Annotated in this window: 19 protein-coding genes and 1 riboswitch; of the genes, 8 read left to right on the forward strand and 11 right to left on the reverse strand. The window is 53.6% G+C overall.

The window, feature by feature from the left end; genetic code table 11:
- The 3 genes from AC0QHF_RS19995 (at position 1) to AC0QHF_RS20005 (ending at position 3,119) form a co-directional block, all read left to right on the forward strand.
- Positions 1-1,071, forward strand: coding sequence for a Gfo/Idh/MocA family protein (locus AC0QHF_RS19995; protein WP_324706000.1), 1,071 nt, complete (start codon positions 1-3; stop codon positions 1,069-1,071).
- A complete protein-coding gene (locus tag AC0QHF_RS20000) occupies positions 1,068-2,096 on the forward strand; it encodes an NAD-dependent epimerase/dehydratase family protein (RefSeq protein ID WP_324706001.1) in 1,029 nt (342 codons plus the stop codon). Before AC0QHF_RS19995 ends, AC0QHF_RS20000 begins: the two co-directional genes overlap by 4 nt.
- A 111-nt stretch (positions 2,097-2,207) precedes the next feature.
- Positions 2,208-3,119 (forward strand): glycosyltransferase family 2 protein, encoded by a 912-nt coding sequence (locus AC0QHF_RS20005; RefSeq protein WP_324706002.1) that lies wholly within the window; start codon positions 2,208-2,210, stop codon positions 3,117-3,119.
- A 207-nt stretch (positions 3,120-3,326) separates the two neighbouring features.
- Here the strand turns inward: AC0QHF_RS20005 and AC0QHF_RS20010 are convergent, their stop codons facing one another.
- Entirely contained in the window at positions 3,327-4,520 is a 1,194-nt protein-coding gene (locus AC0QHF_RS20010; protein ID WP_324706017.1) for a glycosyltransferase, read from the reverse strand.
- 303 nt (positions 4,521-4,823) lie between these two features.
- Here AC0QHF_RS20010 and AC0QHF_RS20015 point away from each other — a divergent pair, with 303 nt between their 5' ends.
- Positions 4,824-5,603, forward strand: coding sequence for a photosystem II S4 domain protein (locus AC0QHF_RS20015; RefSeq protein ID WP_324706003.1), 780 nt, complete (start codon positions 4,824-4,826; stop codon positions 5,601-5,603).
- 38 nt (positions 5,604-5,641) lie between these two features.
- Here the strand turns inward: AC0QHF_RS20015 and AC0QHF_RS20020 are convergent, their stop codons facing one another.
- The 3 genes from AC0QHF_RS20020 to AC0QHF_RS20030 are packed head-to-tail and all read right to left on the reverse strand — an operon-like array spanning position 5,642 to position 7,913.
- Positions 5,642-5,905 carry a HepT-like ribonuclease domain-containing protein gene (locus AC0QHF_RS20020; RefSeq protein ID WP_324706004.1) on the reverse strand — a complete coding sequence of 88 codons (264 nt, stop codon included), beginning with the start codon at positions 5,903-5,905 and terminating at the stop codon, positions 5,642-5,644.
- Positions 5,906-5,959: 54 nt separating this feature from the next.
- Positions 5,960-6,604: a response regulator transcription factor gene (locus tag AC0QHF_RS20025; protein WP_324706005.1), complete on the reverse strand. Its 645-nt coding sequence runs from the start codon at positions 6,602-6,604 to the stop codon at positions 5,960-5,962.
- Complete coding sequence (locus AC0QHF_RS20030; protein ID WP_324706006.1) at positions 6,582-7,913, reverse strand: sensor histidine kinase; 1,332 nt, start codon at positions 7,911-7,913, stop codon at positions 6,582-6,584. Before AC0QHF_RS20030 ends, AC0QHF_RS20025 begins: the two co-directional genes overlap by 23 nt.
- Positions 7,914-8,183: 270 nt before the next feature.
- Between AC0QHF_RS20030 and AC0QHF_RS20035 the strand changes: the two genes are divergently transcribed.
- Entirely contained in the window at positions 8,184-8,627 is a 444-nt protein-coding gene (locus AC0QHF_RS20035) for a Spy/CpxP family protein refolding chaperone (protein WP_324706007.1), read from the forward strand.
- Between the two features lie 362 nt (positions 8,628-8,989).
- On the opposite strand, the gene AC0QHF_RS20040 is transcribed toward AC0QHF_RS20035, so the two are convergent.
- The 7 genes from AC0QHF_RS20040 to AC0QHF_RS20070 all read right to left on the reverse strand — a co-directional run bounded on the left by AC0QHF_RS20040 (position 8,990) and on the right by AC0QHF_RS20070 (position 17,313).
- A complete protein-coding gene (locus AC0QHF_RS20040; protein WP_324706008.1) occupies positions 8,990-11,236 on the reverse strand; it encodes an SLC26A/SulP transporter family protein in 2,247 nt (748 codons plus the stop codon).
- A 115-nt stretch (positions 11,237-11,351) separates the two neighbouring features.
- Positions 11,352-12,746: an SLBB domain-containing protein gene (locus AC0QHF_RS20045; RefSeq protein ID WP_324706009.1), complete on the reverse strand. Its 1,395-nt coding sequence runs from the start codon at positions 12,744-12,746 to the stop codon at positions 11,352-11,354.
- Between the two features lie 144 nt (positions 12,747-12,890).
- Positions 12,891-13,355, reverse strand: a complete 465-nt coding sequence (locus AC0QHF_RS20050) for a hypothetical protein (RefSeq protein WP_324706010.1) — start codon at positions 13,353-13,355, stop codon at positions 12,891-12,893.
- A gap of 279 nt (positions 13,356-13,634) precedes the next feature.
- On the reverse strand, positions 13,635-15,023 hold the full coding sequence (gene thiC / locus AC0QHF_RS20055) for a phosphomethylpyrimidine synthase (protein WP_324706011.1): 1,389 nt from the start codon (positions 15,021-15,023) through the stop codon (positions 13,635-13,637).
- 7 nt (positions 15,024-15,030) lie between these two features.
- Positions 15,031-15,127, reverse strand: a riboswitch (TPP riboswitch).
- 139 nt (positions 15,128-15,266) lie between these two features.
- Positions 15,267-15,746, reverse strand: a complete 480-nt coding sequence (locus AC0QHF_RS20060) for a universal stress protein (protein WP_324706012.1) — start codon at positions 15,744-15,746, stop codon at positions 15,267-15,269.
- 284 nt (positions 15,747-16,030) lie between these two features.
- Positions 16,031-16,534 carry a thylakoid membrane photosystem I accumulation factor gene (locus tag AC0QHF_RS20065; RefSeq protein WP_324706018.1) on the reverse strand — a complete coding sequence of 168 codons (504 nt, stop codon included), beginning with the start codon at positions 16,532-16,534 and terminating at the stop codon, positions 16,031-16,033.
- Between the two features lie 443 nt (positions 16,535-16,977).
- The gene (locus AC0QHF_RS20070) at positions 16,978-17,313 is read right to left on the reverse strand and encodes a hypothetical protein (RefSeq protein WP_324706013.1); all 336 of its coding nucleotides are present in this window, start codon (positions 17,311-17,313) and stop codon (positions 16,978-16,980) included.
- Positions 17,314-17,705: 392 nt separating this feature from the next.
- On the opposite strand from AC0QHF_RS20070, the gene apcA reads away from it, so the two are divergent.
- From apcA to AC0QHF_RS20085, 3 genes are all read left to right on the forward strand, one after another.
- Complete coding sequence (apcA, locus tag AC0QHF_RS20075; RefSeq protein WP_324706014.1) at positions 17,706-18,191, forward strand: allophycocyanin subunit alpha; 486 nt, start codon at positions 17,706-17,708, stop codon at positions 18,189-18,191.
- Between the two features lie 68 nt (positions 18,192-18,259).
- The gene (gene apcB, locus AC0QHF_RS20080) at positions 18,260-18,745 is read left to right on the forward strand and encodes an allophycocyanin subunit beta (RefSeq protein ID WP_324706015.1); all 486 of its coding nucleotides are present in this window, start codon (positions 18,260-18,262) and stop codon (positions 18,743-18,745) included.
- 228 nt (positions 18,746-18,973) lie between these two features.
- Complete coding sequence (locus tag AC0QHF_RS20085; RefSeq protein WP_009787432.1) at positions 18,974-19,177, forward strand: phycobilisome linker polypeptide; 204 nt, start codon at positions 18,974-18,976, stop codon at positions 19,175-19,177.
- The last annotated feature ends 229 nt before the right edge of the window (positions 19,178-19,406 follow it).

Here is a 19,406-nt window from a genome sequence, read left to right on the forward strand (position 1 = left end):
ATGACTAAAAACAATCAGGAACTTGCATTGAAAGCTGCGGTGATCGGTACCGGATTAATTTCCAAAGAGCATCTCAGTTTTTTGGCTAATTCCGATCGCGCCCGATTGGTGGGAGTCTGCGACCTCTCCCCCGCCGCGGCCAATTATGCAACTCAGAGATTCGGTGCGGAAGCATCGTATACGAACTATCAGCAAATGCTGGAAGAAGCCAAACCCGATGTCGTACATATTTTGACCCCGCCTCACATCCACAAAAAAATGTCGATGGATTCCCTGAGTGCCGGGGCCCACGTGATCTGCGAAAAGCCGATCACCCCCACCTACGACGAATTTAAAGAGTTGTGGTCTTTTGCCCAGCAGTGCGATCGTCGCCTGCTCGAAAGCCAGAACTACCGCTTCAATCAGCCCATTCTGGAAATAGAAAAGCTGGTTCGGGATGGGACTCTGGGAGAAGTTCAGGAAGTCGAAGTGCGGATGGCGTTGGATATTCGCAGCGGCGGCCGCTACGCCGATGAAAATCTTCCGAGTCCGGTGCACAAGCTTCCGGCGGGTGTCATTCACGATTTTATCACGCATTTATCCTATCTCGCGTTACTATTTATTCCGGATTTTGACCGCGTTAAAGCCGCCTGGAACAATCATGGCGGGGGCGATTTGTTCAAATACGACGATCTAGATGCGCTCGTTTTTTCTGGAACAAAGCACACTCGGATTCGATTTAGTGCCTATACCCAACCGGACTGTTTCTCCGTTTTTGTTCGCGGTTCCAAAGGGTATGCCGAGGCGGATTTGTTTCAACCTTATGTGCGTTGTATGATCCCCCGTTCGGTGGGCAAGCAACTTTCCCCTCTGGCGAATCAGTTTTCTGGCGGTTGGACGCTGATGAACGCCAGTTTTAAGAATTTTCGTCGCAAGCTTTTACAGCAGACTCCCTATGAGGGCTTGCATCGTATGCTCGACGAAACGTACCGGGCTTTGCAGGAGAATCGGGAACCGCCCATCGGTTTTGAGGAGATTGAGAAAACCAGTCGTTTAGTCAACGCATTAGTCGCGGAGGAAAATCACATATGAAGCTTTTTATCACGGGAGCGTCCGGATTTTTAGGACAGTACATCGTCGCGGAAGCGTTGCGGCGGGGACATCAAGTGAAGGCCGTCATCCGGCCCAAAACGGATGCCACGCGCCTGTCTTGGTACGACCATCCCAATGTCGAATTGGTTCGCTTGGACCTGCGGCAGATGTCGGGACTCGTGGAAGCCTTGCAATCGGTGGATGATGTCATTCATCTGGCTGCCGTCAAGTCGGGCGATTTTTACACGCAATTTGCGGGGACGGTGATCGCCACAGAAAACTTGCTGACCGCCATGAAAAAGGCGGAGGTGACGAGACTGACGGCGATCAGTACCTTCTCAGTTTACGACTATCAAAAACTGCGATCGCGCCAAGTTTTGGATGAAGATTCTTCCATCGAAGCCGACCCGCTCAACCGGGACGAATACGCCCAAACCAAGCTCATTCAAGAAGCTCTTTATCGCGATTTTGAACGGGAGGGCGGGCAAGTCTCCATTATCCGTCCGGGGATGATCTACGGCCGAGATTATCTTTGGAACGCCTGTTTGGGGGCGGAATTAGGCAGCGCGTGGTTGAGGATCGGCGCCCATGCGACGATGCCGGTCACTTACGTCGAAAACTGTGCGGAAGCGATCGTGATGGCGGCCGAAAGCGACGCGGCGCTCGGACAAACTTTGAACATCGTTGACGACAATTTGCCGACGCAAAATGTCTACGCCAAACAACTCATCTCCAAGATGGAAGAAACGCCCCGGACGTTCTTTGTCAGTTGGCCCGTGATGAGTGCGATCGCCCAGATGGCATGGCTTTACAACAAGTTATTTCTCAAGGGCAAAGCTCGCCTGCCCGGGATTTTAGTTCCGGCGAAGCTTCAGGGTCGGTTCAAGCCCCTTCGATACACCAATGAGAAAGTCAAAAAGGTTTTGAACTGGAAACCCAAGTATTCTCTAGAAGAGGCATTTGATCGCTCCTGTAGCGATATTAATCTGCTTGAGGTTCCGGTCTCTACATCGGTCGCTTCTTGAGTTTGATCGATTGAGATAAAGGAACGCCAGACAACCGAATCGACTGTTTTGATTGTTCGAGTAATCAGACTCAAATATTTCTGATGTAAACATATGTTGATATCAATTTGCGTGGCGACTTACAAGCGTCCCGATGATTTGAAGCGGTTGCTCAAGGGTTTTGAAGACCTGACTTTTGACCAAATTGATGCACCCGAAATAGAGATTGTTATCGTCGATAACGATGCTTCCGGCTCTGCGCGATCGCTAATTGATGAAGTGGCCCTCACTTTCAAATACCCTTTGCGATACGATATCGAAACTCAGCAGGGTGTCTCTTATGCCCGCAACCGAACGATCGCGAACTCATCTGATGAAACCGATTTTATTGCGATCATGGATGATGATGAAATCCCCGACCGAAACTGGTTAGAAAACCTGTTAATCGTGCAAGAGAAATACGAAGCTGACGTGGTAGCGGGGCCTGTCATTCCTTACTTTGAAAGTGATGTTGACGTACCGGATTGGATCAATAAAGGTAAATTCTTTGCTCCGAAACACTATCCGACGGGGCAGATAATGGATGTTGCTTACACCAACAATGTTTTGGTTCGGAGCAAACTTTTAAAGCAGCTAGAAACTGTTTTTGACGAGCGTTTTGCAATTCAAGGCTCTGAGGATACACATTTATTTATGCAACTTCATAAGCAAGGGGCAAAAATCGTGTGGGCTGATGAAGCCCGAGTGCGGGAGCGAGTGCCTCAATCTAGAATTAGTTTGACGTGGTTGTTAGAACGAGGCTACTGGGGATGGAGTGCCAGAAGTTTATTTGAAAGAGAGTTATATCCTTCTCTCTACATTCAAGGCACCCGTTTTATCAAAGGATGTGTTTTGGTGGCAATTGGGATAGTTTCTATTCCCATAGCCTTGTTCCGGGGTCAGTACGCTGTCAATCAAGCCTTGCTGTCAATATGGCGGGGTGCCGGAACTCTTTCCGGGTTGCTTGGAATTATGGGAAGTGGATGGACAAAAGCTGAGAGGTAATATCAAATCGGGTTCAATACTCAGATCAAAACGGGTTTAATACCTGGGCTACTGGGGAATTATAGCGATTAAAAGTCAGGAGTCAACAGGTCATTGGCAGAAAAAGCCCTCATCGTTGGGGTTTGAGAATCCTTCGATGTCCTAGCCATCCTGCCGACTACTATAATTCCCAAGCTACGGCGCTGCTATATCGTGTTTTAGATTGAATTAATTGTTGGCAAGTATCGAGTTCAGTTGAAAGAGGAAATTCTGAACTACGGGATATCCGAACATCGATTCTAGCAAAGCGCGATCGGGGATGTTGGGTTTTTCTTCCGCCAGACAATTGATAATTTCATTGGCATAGGATTCAGGGTCAGATGCGACTCGGAAGTATTGTTTTGCTTCTTCTGGCAAACCCGACAATCCTTTGGGTTGAGAAACAATAGGTTTGCCGCTCGCCAACATACCGAGTGACTTGGTACTGACCCCGCATCCGGTTGCCACGGGGTCAATCAAAACTCGACCTGACCGATAGATTTTGCGGGCAGAAGGGGGATTTATTTTCAATTCCAGCCCCGGTTTATTTTGACAAATTTCTTGAATATTAGGTACGGGATTTGCACCCGAAATGAGAACTTTAATGTCTGGCGATCGCTCTTTGAGAATGGGAAACACTTCCTCGACAAACCAAATGACACCTGCCACATTATTTTCCGAATGTAAGTTCCCCAAAAATACAACGTCATAGGTTATTTCTTCGTTCACACCATCATCACTTGAACCGTCAGCATTTTGATGATGTTCTGACTTTAAATCTATCAATGGAGGCAAAAAGTATCCATTGTCAAACCCTTGTTGTTGCCAAAATTGTAAATCGTCTTTAGAAATATCGTAAAAAGCCAAACTTTTGTGGAGCAACGATTTTTCATATTTCTCCAAATTGATGAGAGATAAAAATCGTAAGAATTTTTGATGTCCTAGGGCACACTGAAAATAATAGCGGTATTGTAAATGCTCGATATTGTGCGATCGCACGACCATGGGAATATCTAGGGTGTCGCTCAATCGGGATGCGACCACGCCGCTGTGAATGTGATCGCAGAAAATGACGTCGGGTTGAAAGCGCCGGACGGATTCCAGAATTCGAGTCCACTCTTCGCCCCTGACAATTCGAGATGTGACTTCTAAAGGATAGGACAACAAATCTAACACCCGGCGGACATAAGCGCCGACACTACGCCGATAGAAAATTGGGTAGAAATCTTTAACATACCGATTGATAACATCTAAACTGTCGGCATCTGGAGTCTCGGCAGACCAGCAGATCAGCTGTATTTCGGTTCCCAACTCTGACAACATTTTGAGTCTTCGCCAAATATCAACTCTTCCCCCGTGAACGGGAGGATAGGGAATGTCCATCGCCACAATAGTGATTTTCACGTTGTCCCCCGAACGATCGCAGATTCTCAAATGGAGTGTAACATATCAAAATTTAAAATTCCAATCTTAAGAGCCGTTAAAATTTTCGCTCGACTGAGGCAACAACCTGGATCGATTCCTGATGCTAACCGGACTCCCTCTTGCCCACAGGAGCCCCAATTCGACGCGCCGCTTTCCGGAACTTCCCGCAACGCCGGACGATCAAACGTCGGGGACGGCTGAAAACCTGCTACAGTAAAATAATCACGATCGCACCTCCAGTCCTCAGACCCACATTGACCGATGCTCCCAAGGGAAGAACTACTCAGCGGCATTGAAAATCGAGACAGCATGGCCCGGGTCATCGACCAGGCGGAACAGGCGTTGAAGACCTGGGAGATCGCCCAAACCGAGTTTCTCTCCCCCCCGGAACTGGCCGAAGCTCGGCAAATTTTCGATCGCCTCACGGAAGTCCAGGCCCTCTCCTGGGGCGGCTATCCTCAAGCGGAACGGCAGCGGCTGGCGATCGCACGATCGGAACTTCCCCTGGAAACCGACGGCGTGGAAATTGCGGCCCTGGACATCTCGGGAAATTTCTTGTTCGACACCGCCACCCACCGGGACTTTCTGGGAGCCCTCCTCGGCACCGGCATCGTCCGGGAAAAAACCGGCGATCTGATCGTATTGGGGGAACGGGGCGCCCAGGCGATCGTGGTTCCGGAACTGGTAGAATTCCTGGAGATGAACCTGACCCAAGTCCGCACGGTTCCCGTCAAAACCCAGCGCATCGAATTGGGGGAATTGAAAGTCCGCGAACCCAAGAAAAAGGCGATGACCACCGTAGAAGCCTCCCTGCGTCTGGACGCGATCGCTTCGGCGGGGTTCGGGATGTCCCGCAGCAAAATGGTGACGCTCATCGACGGCGGGGATGTCCGCGTCAACTGGAAGGACGCCAAACAGGCCAGCTATCAAGTCAAAACCGGCGACCTGATCGCCATCCGCGGCAAGGGGCGCCTGGAAGTGGGGGAAGTCTCCATCACCAAAAAACAACGCTACCGAGTGGAACTGACCCGCTACCAGTAAATGGAGATTCACAAATGGGCGATACTGGATTTGAACCCCTATTCTGCCGTCACTATCGGCGATCGCATCATCCCATTCAAATAATCGTGAACCAGAACATTTCTGAAACCGGACAACGCCCGCCAGTCCACCTCTGTGGCTTCGGCTTTTAACTCTTCAGAAAGCCTTTGTGTGGACTCCGCCATCGTTTGTAACCGTCGCAAAACCGCATCTTGTACCAGTGTATTATGCAGGAAAATCTCTCGGTCTTCGCCCGTGTATTCTTGAATGGGATTGATACACTGTAAAATCAAGAATAGCATATTCAATGATTTGGGCAACCCGGGACGGTTGCCCCCACAACTCCCCACTCTCTTCTATTCTGCAATGTGATGTTTGGTCGCCAGCAACGCCACCTGGGTGCGATCGCGCAAATTGAGGCGGTTTAAAATACTCGAAACGTGATTTTTTACCGTCCGTTCGGTGATGAATAATTCCTCGGCAATTTCCCGGTTGTTGTAGCCCCGACCGATCAACTGCACCACCTCCAATTCCCTCGGCGTCAACTGTTGGAATTCCTCCGGTATCGGTTCCGGTTCGGGAGGTTTCGGCGTCGCCGACATCACCTTTTCAAACAGTCCCGGCCCCAACTGGGTGTAACCTTTTTGAACCGAACGGATCGCCTGGGCGAGTTCTTCCGAGGGCGTATCTTTTAGCAAATAACCCTTCGCCCCCGACTGCATGGCTTGGCTGACATATTCATCGTCGTCAAATGTGGTCAATACCAATACCTTTATTTCCGGTTTTTTTTCCTGGAGCGATCGCGTCGCCGCCACCCCGTCCATGACCGGCATCCGCACGTCCATCAACACCACGTCCGGATTTAATTGCAGTGCCAATTCTACGGCAATTTGTCCGTTTTCGGCCTGTCCAACCACCTGCAAATCCGGTTTCGCCTCCAACAGACTTTGCAACCCTTCCCGGACGATCCCCTGATCGTCAACTAACAGAACTCGAATCATGGCGTTTATTTTTTGAGAGTTTAACTTCGATTTTGCACCCCTCGCCGGGAGAACTGACCAGCTCAAATTCCCCGTCCAGGGCGGCGATCCGTTCCCCCATCCCCTGCAACCCGAATCCGGTGGTATTTTCTCGGGGGTTGAAACCGCATCCATTATCGCGAATTTTCAGATAAAATTGCCCCGAATCTTCCACCAAAGACAGGCGGACGCGGGTGGCGCCGGCGTGTTTGGCGATGTTGGTCAGGGCCTCCTGGACGACCCGATACAGGGCGATCGCGATGTCCGTCGGCGGGGTTTCTTCCACCGCCAGATGGGACTCCAATTCGATCGCCGTGGTGCGTCGAAAGTCTTCGATCAGGTGGGAGAGAGTTGGCAAAAAAGACCGCTGCAAAGGGTGCGATCGCAGCGTCGCCACGGACGCCCGCACCTCTTTCAACGCCTCCCGTCCCAACTCCCGAGCCTGTCGGAGGTGGCGATCGGCCCGCTCCAGATCTTCGGGTAAAAATAACGCGGCATTTTCCAGTTGGATACTTTGGGCGGTGAGGTTGTGTCCAACCGAGTCGTGAATTTCCCGGGCGATGCGATTTCGTTCCTGCAAAATCGCCCGATCTTCGACCAAAATCGCGTACTCCCGAAGCTGCCGGTTCGCCTCAGCCAGTTCCCGGCGGCTCTGCTGTTCCGAGAGTAACGCCCCCACCAATAACAGGACAAAAACTAACACCAATCCGAATAGCAAACTGCTGTTGAATGTCAGGGTTAAAATCAGCCCGTGCAGGGGGTCAGAAGCCCGATGTTCCAAACCGTGCAGCCGCAGAAACGCCCACAGGAGAAAGGACCCGTAGGCGAGGAGGGCGACGACAATTCGCCCCCGCCAGGAAAATAACAGGCAGGCCCGGATGGCCACCACCAGCAGCAGGGCTGAGAAAAAGCTGGTTCCCTGCCCGCCGAAGGCCACGGCCAGCCAACTGAAGCCGAACCCCAAACCGGCGTACAGCCAGCGGATCGGGGCTTTTTGCGATCGCCCCGGCAGCCTCAACCCCATCAGGCCCAAACTGGCGATACTGACCGCCACGCCGGCGGGAAACCCGGGTCGGCGGGGCAAATTTTGCGGACCCATCATTCGCCGTCTCCCGTAACCGGGCGGGCCGTCGGGGGACTGGACTTGAGAGTGGACTTCCTGCCGCATCCAACCGGGACGGTAGGCGGGGGGGAGGGGGCTAAAAGCCGTCAAAAGGGCGATCGCGATTAAAACCCATTCCAAGTACAGTAGAAGGGGCACCGGAGACTTCGGACGACGAAACCATCGCATGGGGGATAAAATATCTCGTTGAATTGCTATAGTTTAAAACGCATCTGCCACCCATTTAAAGGGTAAAATCTCCGACCAACCTCGGGCATTTGGTACTTAAGGACTAGGTGAATAGGTCTTTGGTGCGATCGCCAACCTTCATTTCAATCCGACATTGTAACCATCCAAATTGGGAACTTTGATCGAGGCGATCGCGCCCCCTCCACCCCTATGATGAAATCAAAGCTCGAAAGAGTCAATCCTCAAAACAAGATTGAAGGAGATCGGACGATGAAAATGCAAAAATTATTCTCTACAATTGCAGTGACGAGTTTATTTCTTCCCCTGAGTGCGGCGGCGGCCTTCGCCGGTCCGGGTCGTGGCATGGGATTCAATGGTTTAAATTTGAGTGCCGAACAACAGCAAGAAATCCAAGAAATTCGCGATCGCACCTACGCCGATTCCGACACTCAGCGCCAGCAATTGCGGGAAAATCGCGATCAAATGCGATCGCTCCGGCAAAGTGACGCCAGCGCCGAACAACTGCGCCAACAGCGTCAAAACAATCAGGAATTGAGCCGCGCTTTGGGCGATCGGCGCTTCGAGACACAGTTGCAAATTCGCGACACCCTCACCCCCGAACAACGCGCCCAACTCGGTCAAGGTCAAGGGCGGGGTCGCGGCGGTCGCGGCGGCGGTCGCGGCGGCAATCAAGGAGATTGCCCCTACCAATAAATCGCAATGCCTACTCCCGCCTCTATTTTGGGGTTAATAACGGTTCTCAAAGTCCCCCTTTTTAAGGGGGATTTAGGGGGATCGCTCAAATCATATTCAGATGATTGGGGAGGTTTAGGAGGGGATAACCGGATCTGATATGATATGGCGATCGGGATATAGCAGTGTGAAATGATTCGTAAAAATCCGACTCGTTCAAAGCCCCCAGAATTGGGGGTTTGGGGGCCAGACAATTTTCCAATGATTTCCGATTGCTATAGTCTATGTCCAACCGAGTCCACGCAAGCGTGGACTTTTGCTGTGAGCCTTTAAATTCATTTCAAGGCAGGTGAAATCAGGGGCAGTTCCCCGACAATACAAACTCACTGCAACAAATGTTGCAACTCCGCCGATCGCTGTTTCAAACGGGCCGACAACAGCCGGACGATCGCCTTGTGAAATTCTTGTGCCAACTGCGGCTGTTCCGTCTCTATTTTCTCAAAGGCGACGGTCGAAAGATGGTAAAGATCGCTATTTTCTTCCGCGATAACGGAAGCCGATCGCGGCGCGTTCTGATACAACCCCATCTCCCCCAAAATCGTGCCGCCGGTGTAGGTTTGCACCCGCTTTTCGCTCCCGTCTTCCAACTCGAAAACAACGCTGACCCGTCCCGACTCCAGGAAATACAAACCGTCGGAGGGATCGCCCTGGCGAAATAAAGTCTCACCGGCGGCAATTTCCAAATATTGAAAATACCCCATCAACGTCTCGACATCTCGGGGTTCGGCAATGAACCGCCGCAGTTGTTCCGGCAGGGGAGAAACCCCGGAATCATCCAACTTCGACTCCTCCAAAAGCCGATCTTCGCACCACTCCAAACCGCGATCGAGGTCGGCAAACACCCGGAATGTCGAGTCCTCCGATTCCAAAATTTCGCCCTGTTTGAGTTGAGATTCCACCGCCGGTTGTAGGTTCGTCAATGCGATCGCCAAATTCTCCTTTTGGGCGATCTGGCGCAACTTGGCGAAACTCACCACCACCGAAGAATCGAGGCCGTTCACCAACCGAAAATCCAGCACCAAAAACCGCAGTGGCGGTTGGTCTTCCGCCCCCAACCGTTCCCGAACTTGCTTGAGTAACTTATTCGCCGTTCCGAAAAAGATAAATCCCTGCAATTCCAGGATGTAAATTTTCTCTCCCCGTTCCTGCAACAACAATTCCTGATCCCGCGATCGCTGGACGTAACTCTTGCGGTTGGCACCCGAAAACGTGTGTTTGGTCACGTCGATGCGGCTGTAATTGATGACGAACAAAACGATCGCCACCACCAAACCGACCGCCACCCCTTCCAACAGTTCAAAAGTTGCGATCGCCAGCAAAATTACAATCACCAAAAAATAGTCAGACTTCGGCAATTCAAACCAGGCGTCGTACAGCCACTCCACCAAAAACGACAGCCCCAGCAACAGCAGGAACCCCCCCAAAACCACCCTCGGAAACAGCGACAAAACCGAGATCCCCACCGCCAACATCACCGCAAAAACCGCCGCCGCCGACAGTGCCACCAACCGCCGCGACGCGCCCATTTTCGTCGCCAAAACGCTCAGAGACGTGACGTGAGAACCCACCAAACCGCCGCCCAAACCGGACAGCAAATTGGCGACCCCCGCCGCCCGCAATTCCCGGTTTAAATCGATATCGCGGTTCGTGATTAATTCCATGCTACTCGCCGTCAGCAGCAGTTCCAAAGTGGTGATAATCGTAATCGCCCCCATATCCCCCAGGCGATCGCCGATCGCGGACCAATTCGCCCGTTTCAGCGTCTCCAAACCCACCGGACGCCAGGAACCGCCCCCCTCGGGAAACGGACCCAACAACCACCCCCCGTCCGTCGCCGCCGCCAAAGACGTATCGGTGAACGCCAAAATTAGGTAAAAAGACACCAACGCCACGACGAAGCCGACGGGGAGCACCGGGAATTTCGGGTAGCGGCGGGACAGCAGCAGCAACGCCACCGCAAACGCCAACGCCGGCAACCACCGCAGCAATAAATCGGGTGCCAATAAAACTGGCAATTGGGCCCAATTCAATTCTTCCCCGGTGGTGACGGCGAACCCCCCCTCGAACAGCAGCCAACCAACGCCGGCGAGGAAGCCACCCACGACGGGATAGGGGATGAAGCGGATCAACTCTCCGGCTTTCAGGAGTCCGAGGATGAGGAGAAAAACGCCGGTGATTAAAGCCGTCAAACCGATCGCCACGATCGCACTTGAAAATAAAATATCGGGGGGTGCGTCTTCTGGCAAGCGATCGCCGATCTCGGCCACCATCAACGCCAAAATCGGCACGGCGGCGGGGAGGGGGATGGCGATCATCCCGGCGGGGGAAGAACTCAAAACTGCGACGATCGCGCAAATTATTCCCGCACTGAAAAAGGCGATGCCGATGCCGGCGGTGAGGAATTCGGCCAGGTGTTCGGAAAAAATTAAAGCGGCGTAGGAGATGCACATCGTCACGCCGATGGCGCCGACAACCACACCGGCGACGAGGCTGGAGAAAAGTCCCTCGGGGGAGAGTTCCGCTGCGATCGCCCGTTGCAGGTTGGGGAATTTGGAGCTTTCTAGAGTCATGGCTTGCGGTTGAGCGTCCGGACACGATCTTACTTAAAATACCAGGTTCGTCACCTTTGCCATCATCGCGACCCCGACGGAGAACTGTTTTGAAAGCAATACCGAAGTATTGATCCTAAAAAAAGAGGCGGAAAAAGGCGGCGATATTGGTGATCGCTCGCACCGGTCGGAAAACTTCCTCCGCCGTATCGCTGACGGCCGTCAGAGCGGAACGATTCACGACGACGACATCATTATTTCGCAACACCGGGTTATTTTCGGGGGAAACTCCGCTCGCGAGATCGACCAGTATCGTCTGGCGAGAAACCGTCCCGTTCGGGTTCAGACGGATGAGTTCCACGCTCCCTTTTTGGGCTCGAACCGGGTCGAAACTACCGGCAGCGAGTAAAGCCTGATTTAAAGGAGTATTCGGCGGCACCCGTATCGCCCCCGGATTGACCACTTCCCCGATCACATTCACGTTGATGGTTTCCGGCGAGAAGTTAGCCGATGCCAGGGTTTCCAACTCTTCCGGCGCGATCGCCTCGGCCGTGGGGACGACAATCGTATCTCCATCCTGCAAAAACAGATCCTGGGTGATATCCCCGGACTGCAACAGGTCCCACAGGTTGACCGTGAAAACCTGCAACCCGGAGCGGGTACTCCGGCGAAGTTCGATTTGACGGATATCGGCTTCCTCTTGAATTCCTCCCGCCACCTGCAGGGCTCGGGTGAGGGTGGGGAAATTGGCGGCGTCGCCGTCTTCGGTCGCCTGGGGCGCGATCGCATAGGAACCGGGACGGAAAACCTCCCCGACGACCGCCACCTGAACCGGGTCGATCGCCTGGGGGACGAGGCTGGTAGACGCGAACTGTCGCATTTGGGCCGGATCTGAAGATGTGGCCGTCGGCACGAAAATACTGTCCCCGTCCAGCAGCACCGGATTTTGGCTCAGATTCCCCTGCTCGACCAATTCGCCCAGGTCGAGGATGATGGGGCGATCGGCGGAATGGGCCCGCCGGAGTCGCACCTCCCTGACGTCCGCCGCCTGGGTGATGCCCCCGGCGAGGTTCAGGATGTCGGTCACGTGGGGAAATTGTTGTCCGTCTGCAAAGGTGACGGTGTAGGAGCCGGGACGGGACACTTCTCCGGCGATCGCCACCTGAATGGGCCGGGGTTCCACCAAACTGAGGGTGACAACAGGCTGTTGGAGGAGGCTGGCGTACTGTCGGGAAACGAGAATTTGAGCCTCGGGGATGGTGAGTCCCCCGACCCGGACGACGCCGACTCCCCGCAGGTTCAGCGTACCGTCAGCCAAAACCAGATATTCCCCGCTATATTTCTCGACGCCAAACACGTCGATTTGGACGCGATCGCTCTCCCCCAGGCGATAGGCGACTCCGGGTTGAATGGGAGAAGTCGAATCGGACGGAGGAGGCGTTTGGGCGATTCCCGGCGGGTAAATACCGAAGGCGATCGCGCTCAATAATGTGAGGCTGACCGCCGACTGACCGAAAGTAGAACGTCGCATAGATTCGGGTTTGGGGCAATTGGGACGGTGGGAAAAACTCGGAGTTTTTAACTTTAATATTGTAGCTCAGGTGAAGCCGAGTTGTCCCACGATCGGCGATGGTTTCCCATTTCTTATCACCCCTTGTTATTTCAAGGGCGATCGCTATTCTGGCAGGAGATGACTCACAAATAGTTTCAGCCACAGAAATGGCAAAAACCACTCCAAACCCACCGTCGGCGGAATCAGATAAAAGCCGAATAAAAGACCGATGCTAAACAATAGTAGCGCCACGGGACGACCCAGATCGCGGGGGACGGTCAAAATCAAACTAGACCCCAAAAGTAAGAAACTGTAAGTCAAACCAAAAAAGAACCAATCTCCGCCGCGAAAGAGGGTCGCCACGATGAATAAATGCAGGCCGTGAATCGCTACGAAACCGAAGTGGTGGCGGAATGTTTGACCGGGGCGATGATACCAGCGTTTGGCGGCGGGGGTGGCGTTGGTGACAATCCCTCCGGTGAGGTCGAAAGCGAAAAGGGTGGCGATCGCGAGTTGTACGGAATTCCAAGGAAGCTGCCAGGAGAGCGCGACGAGGGGAAGGGCGATCGCGGCTGAGATAGAGGACACAAATTGAAGCCATAACTCGCCGGGGGTCCCATGGGGGCCGACAATGCGATCGAGCCTTTAAAAAGACACGGCTTTCAAGCTCTCGTCCTTTTCTCGTAAAAACTATTTTAGCAAACATGATATCATTCAAAATCCGGTGACATTTTCCCACTGTTCATGACAACTCATCCAACTCTCCGTGTCCTCTGTGCCTCTGTGGTTAATTTTCCGAATTGAATCATCTAAAAAAAAGGCAGGGGCAACCCCCCGCCTTCTTTCAAATCAAAATTAAACGAGCCATTAAGCCTTCGCGACTTCCTTCTTCTTCTCCTCTTCCGCCGCCAAGAACTTCTCCAACTCCGTCAGCGCGTCCGCATCCACCTTCGTCTGCATCGGGCAGAATTTCGGGCCGCACATCGAGCAGAATTCGGCCGTTTTGTAGATGTCCGCCGGCAGGGTTTCGTCGTGGTACTCCCGGGCGCGATCGGGATCGAGGGACAATTCAAACTGTTTGTTCCAGTCGAAATTGTATCGCGCCGCCGACAGTTCGTCATCGCGATCGCGCGCACCCGGACGATGACGCGCAATATCCGCCGCGTGGGCCGCAATTTTATACGCGATCAAACCATTCCGAACATCCTCCGCATCCGGAAGCCCCAAATGTTCCTTCGGCGTCACATAGCACAGCATCGCCGTCCCGTACCATCCCGCCATCGCCGCACCGATCGCGGACGTGATATGGTCATAACCGGGAGCAATATCCGTCACCAGCGGTCCCAACACATAGAAGGGCGCCTCGGAACACTCCTCCATCTGCTTCTTGACGTTGAACTCGATCTGATCCATCGGAACGTGACCGGGGCCTTCCACCATCACCTGGACGTCATGTTCCCAGGCGCGGCGCGTCAACTCTCCCAGCGTCTTCAACTCCGCCAGTTGCGCCTCATCCGATGCGTCGTGGGTGCAACCCGGACGCAGGGAATCCCCCAAACTGAACGAGACATCGTACTTCTTGAAAATTTCGATAATGTCGTCGAAGTGGGTGTAAAGGGGATTTTGCTTGTGGTGGTGCAGCATCCACCGGGCGATGATCCCGCCGCCCCGAGACACAATCCCGGTAATCCGATTCCGCACCAAAGGCAAATACTCGATCAAAATCCCGGCGTGAATCGTCATGTAATCCACACCCTGCTGGGCGTGTTTTTCGATGATATGCAGGAAATCGTCCGGCGTCAGCTTTTCGATGTTGCCGTGGACGCTTTCCAAAGCCTGATAGATCGGGACCGTCCCGATGGGAACCGGGGAAGCGTCGATGATGGCGGTGCGGATGGTATCCAAATCGCCCCCGCCGGTGGACAGGTCCATCACCGTATCGGCCCCGTATTTCACCGCCAAATTCAGCTTGTCCACTTCTTCCTGCAAGTTGGAGGAGTTGGGGGAGGCGCCGATGTTGGCGTTGACTTTGCACTTGGAGGCGATTCCGATGCACATCGGTTCCAAATTGGGGTGGTTGATATTGGCGGGAATAATCATCCGACCCCGTGCCACTTCGTCCCGAATCAAGTCGGCGGGGAGGTTTTCCCGAGTCGCCACATGGTGCATTTCCTCGGTAATGATTCCCTGGCGGGCATAGTGCATCTGAGACACGTTAGCCTGCCCGCGTCGCTTGGCAACCCATTCAGCTCGCATAATTTATTCCCTCTGTTAACAGCTTCCCTACGCCGGTACTAGCCGGACTCAGGTTCCAAGGGTGTCTCTCAGCCTGGACTTCGCAGGCACCCCTAGCTCTGTGAATTAGTTGAAGATGTTAACACTTCTGGCGGGACTTGAGCCAGGATCGGTTAATAAATGTTCATGTCGATTTGTTACGAGATGGGGCGGGAGGCAGAATTGATAATTATCAATTATCAATTATCAATTATCAATTATCAATTAAATTCCCGACTCCCGACTCTGGACGATGAGGACGGAACAGGGGGCGCGGTGGACGACGAAGTTGCTGACGCTGCCGAGTAGGGCTTCGATGACCCCCTGGTGTCCCCGGCGGCCCACCACGATCAGATCCGTCCCGAAATCCTTGGCCATCTGACAGATGCAGCGTCCGGTGTCTCCCATTTTCCAGTTCCAGTCTGCGGTGATATTTTGGTCCGCGGCGCGGCGGACGCAGGAATCCAACCAACTGCGGATGTGGTCGAGTTCGCTTTCGAGTCGTTCCTGCATGATCTGGGAGTAGCGGGCGATGTTGCTGGCGTGGAGGTCGCTGTAGCCGTAGGGGTCGGGGTCGTTCACTTCCAGGCGGTGGAAGATCATCAGTTGGGCGCCGTTTGGTTTGGCCAGGGCGATCGCTTCTTCGAGAACGATTTCGCTGTGGGAGGAGCGATCGAGCGCCACTAAAATTTTTTGATATCCCATTTTTGCTGTCCTCCGTTCGGTTTGTGACCCGGCCCCGAAATCCTCGTGACCCGCCGTTTCCCGGATTCTGCCCGCCGTCCGGAGAGCCAACTTTGTGAGGCTGGGAATTAAAGATTTAAAACCGCTTTTAGTATTCAATATAACATTTTTACGACCGCAAATCTGCTACTCAACGCAACGAAAAAAACGGACAAGCAGCTCAACTCCCGAGCCCGGGGCAGGGACGGGAGTCGAGACTGGGGCGATCGATTGATAATTATCAATTATCAATTATCAATTATCAATTAATCTTTCACCAGTTCGTTGTTGATTTCGTTGACGGGTTGACGCCGCAGTTCGACGGATTCCGATCGCGGCAGGAGATCGAAGACTTCCCGGAAGACATCATCGACTCGCTCGTAGGACACCAGCCCGATTTCGTCCAGGACGACTTCGCCGGACTCGTCGATGAGTACGGTTTGGGGGACGTATCCGCGATAGTAATAGCCCGGTTCCGTGGGGGATTGGGTCCCGTTCTCGGCCACGATCGCATCGACGTTGACGGGGATGAAGTCCGCGGCCCGCCCGTAAAATTCTTGTAGCCGGGAAACCGTGGTGGAAAACAGTTTGCAGTCTTTGCTGTCGTCGAGGAAAAAGACCAGGAGGGCGGGTTTGTGGATTTTTAACGACTGGGACAGTTCGACTCGGGGCGGGACGAGGGACCCGTTTCCGCCGTAGAGGGCGAAAATATTGCCGTCGAAGTGATCGTCGTCGATATTCGCCCAAGCCGGGGCACTTCCCAGAAACATCGCCAGGATGAGACTCAGGGCGACGGCGAGTAAGCCCGTGGGGATGAGTCGCACCCGGGGACGGACGGAGGCTCGGTCAGATGAGATGGGGTTGGATGTGAACACTGTCATCAATGAGTTGGGGCACCTAGCTTCATGAATTGTTACACTTTTTCAAGTTTATTTTACATTGGGCGATCGCAAAATTGGAATTTCCCCGCCCCGATCCGGTTTGCCTTCGCGCCGTCCGACCCCAAAATCCGGGCTTTTTTGACCGCGACACCCGCTTTTATTTCGGCCCGTGTTTTTTTTTTCGGCTTCATTCTCTGATCGTTCGGCTTTGACGATATTTTCTATATTGACTTCAAATCGACATTAAATGCATCTAAATCTACGATTTAAAATTTATTGTCGGTTTTAATTATTTTTATATTTTAATTTTTATCAAATAATATAAAACGATATTATTTTTCCGTTTGACCCCCATCGACCGCGATCGGATGGCGCTCCTTTTCGGGGGTCGAACCGCGATCGCGATCGGCCACAAATTCTTCGGAACGACCGCTCCGTTCCCGGGGCGGGGGGTCGGGGGCGGAGTGGCGGGGACGGAATCGAAAAAGTCGCCCGAACACCCGCTGCGAGGGACAAAGCGCCCCCCGAACCCCTCCGGTTTTGCGGTCTGGAAAAGCCGAGTCCCCCGACCCGTTCTCGGGGGGGGTGGCGGACGAAATGTTAAAAACTATTACAAATCGACTAAGGATGTGAACGTGACGCCTCAAAATTACATTGCGATAGGTCATCGTGTCGCGGGGTTAAAAACGGGAGCGAATTGTGACCGACGGGCGATGTCTAGGCCCTGAAGCGGGACAACTGCCGCCGGTGCCGTGCAATCCCCTCGGGTCTCGTCCGCCCCGGAGAGAATCTCGCCGACCCAACCCGACCTAGCGGGGTTCCATCCGGCAAAACGGCCGGAAAGCCCAAACCTCTCCGGCGCGATCGCGATCGGAGAGAATCACGCGGTAATCTTGGCCGCGGCCAAGGCTTGCCCTCTCAGGAGAAGTTCCCGCCACCCCCCGCCCCGAGCGGAGTGATGAGGGGCCTTCCCCAAGCTGAGAAGCAACGACCTCTGGCTCGTGACGAGACGAGTCGTTGGCGTAATCATGAACACATTAGCTAAACCCTGTGGTAGAAAATGAGTATCGTTACCAAATCCATCGTGAATGCAGACGCTGAAGCGCGTTATCTGAGCCCGGGTGAGTTGAACCGGATCAAATCTTTTGTCACCACCGGCGAACGTCGGGTTCGGATCGCCGAAACCCTGACGGGCGCCCGCGAGCGCATCGTCAAAGAGGGCGGAAATCAACTGTTCCAGAAGCGCCCCGACGTCACTTCTCCCGGTGGAAATGCCTACGGTGAAGAAATGACCGCCACCTGCCTGCGGGACCTCGACTACTACCTGCGTCTGATCACCTACGGAATTGTGGCCGGCGACGTGACCCCCATCGAAGAAATCGGGGTCGTCGGCGTCCGCGAAATGTACAAGTCCCTCGGTACTCCCATCGAAGCCGTAGCTGAAGGGGTGCGGGCCATGAAGGGTGTCGCCACTTCCCTGCTGTCTGGAGAAGATGCGGCCGAAGCCGCCCAATACTTTGACTACCTCATCGGTGCGATGTCATAGGCGCGGCCAACGCCCTGATCAATCTCTGACCACCTTAGATTAAGCGACCATTAGCAAACGAAACCATCATGCAAGACGCAATCACTTCCGTAATCAACTCCTCCGACGTTCAAGGTAAGTACCTGGATTCGAGTGCCCTCGACAAGCTGAAAGCTTACTTCGCCACGGGTGAACTGCGCGTCCGCGCCGCCACCACCATCAGCGCCAACGCCGCTAACATCGTCAAAGAAGCGGTGGCCAAGTCCCTGCTGTACTCCGACATCACCCGTCCCGGCGGAAATATGTACACCACCCGCCGTTACGCCGCCTGCATCCGCGACTTGGACTACTACCTCCGCTACTCCACCTACGCGATGCTGGCCGGCGACCCGTCCATCCTGGATGAGCGCGTCCTCAACGGTCTGAAGGAAACCTACAATTCCCTGGGCGTACCCATCGGTGCCACCGTCCAAGCCATCCAAGCCATGAAAGAAGTGACCGCCTCATTGGTGGGCGCCGACGCCGGCAAGGAAATGGGCATTTACTTTGACTACATCTGCTCTGGCTTGAGCTAAGATTCCCCGAATCGGAACCGAGAAGTAGCGGAAACAACACTGCGGCTCGATTCTGCCATTCATCTCAACTTGGGGCCAGGGAAGTCTGGAGTGAGTGCTAGACCGCCAAAGGCTTGTCGGTATCGGTTGATAAGTTTTAGCGAGCTAGTATTGACTCCCGACTCCCGGCCTTCAATCGTTTAAATATCAGTGTCAAAATTATCGACTTAACCCAGGAGAACGATACCCATGAGAATGTTCAAAGTGACGGCTTGCGTTCCCAGCCAAACTCGGATTCGGACTCAGCGCGAATTACAAAACACCTATTTCACCAAATTGGTTCCCTACGACAACTGGTTCCGGGAACAGCAACGCATCATGAAGATGGGTGGAAAAATCGTCAAAGTTGAATTGGCAACGGGCAAGCCCGGAATGAACACGGGGTTGATGTAATGCTGCAAACGCCAGCCGCCTTGGCGGTGTGGCGTCTCGTTCGCCCGCGCCCATTTCGCTTCAGTCGCGGGGGCGATATCGAAACAATCAAAATTTGAAAGGGTGCCGTCAACTTCCCTCCCGGCCTCCGCTATGATAGATAGACCGGTGCGATTCGTTCGGGAACGAAATAGGGCTGAAATACCTGAAATAACTTCCCGGTAAGGCTTCCATCCCCTTGGATGGATAT

Source organism: Lyngbya sp. CCY1209, assembly GCF_055795065.1.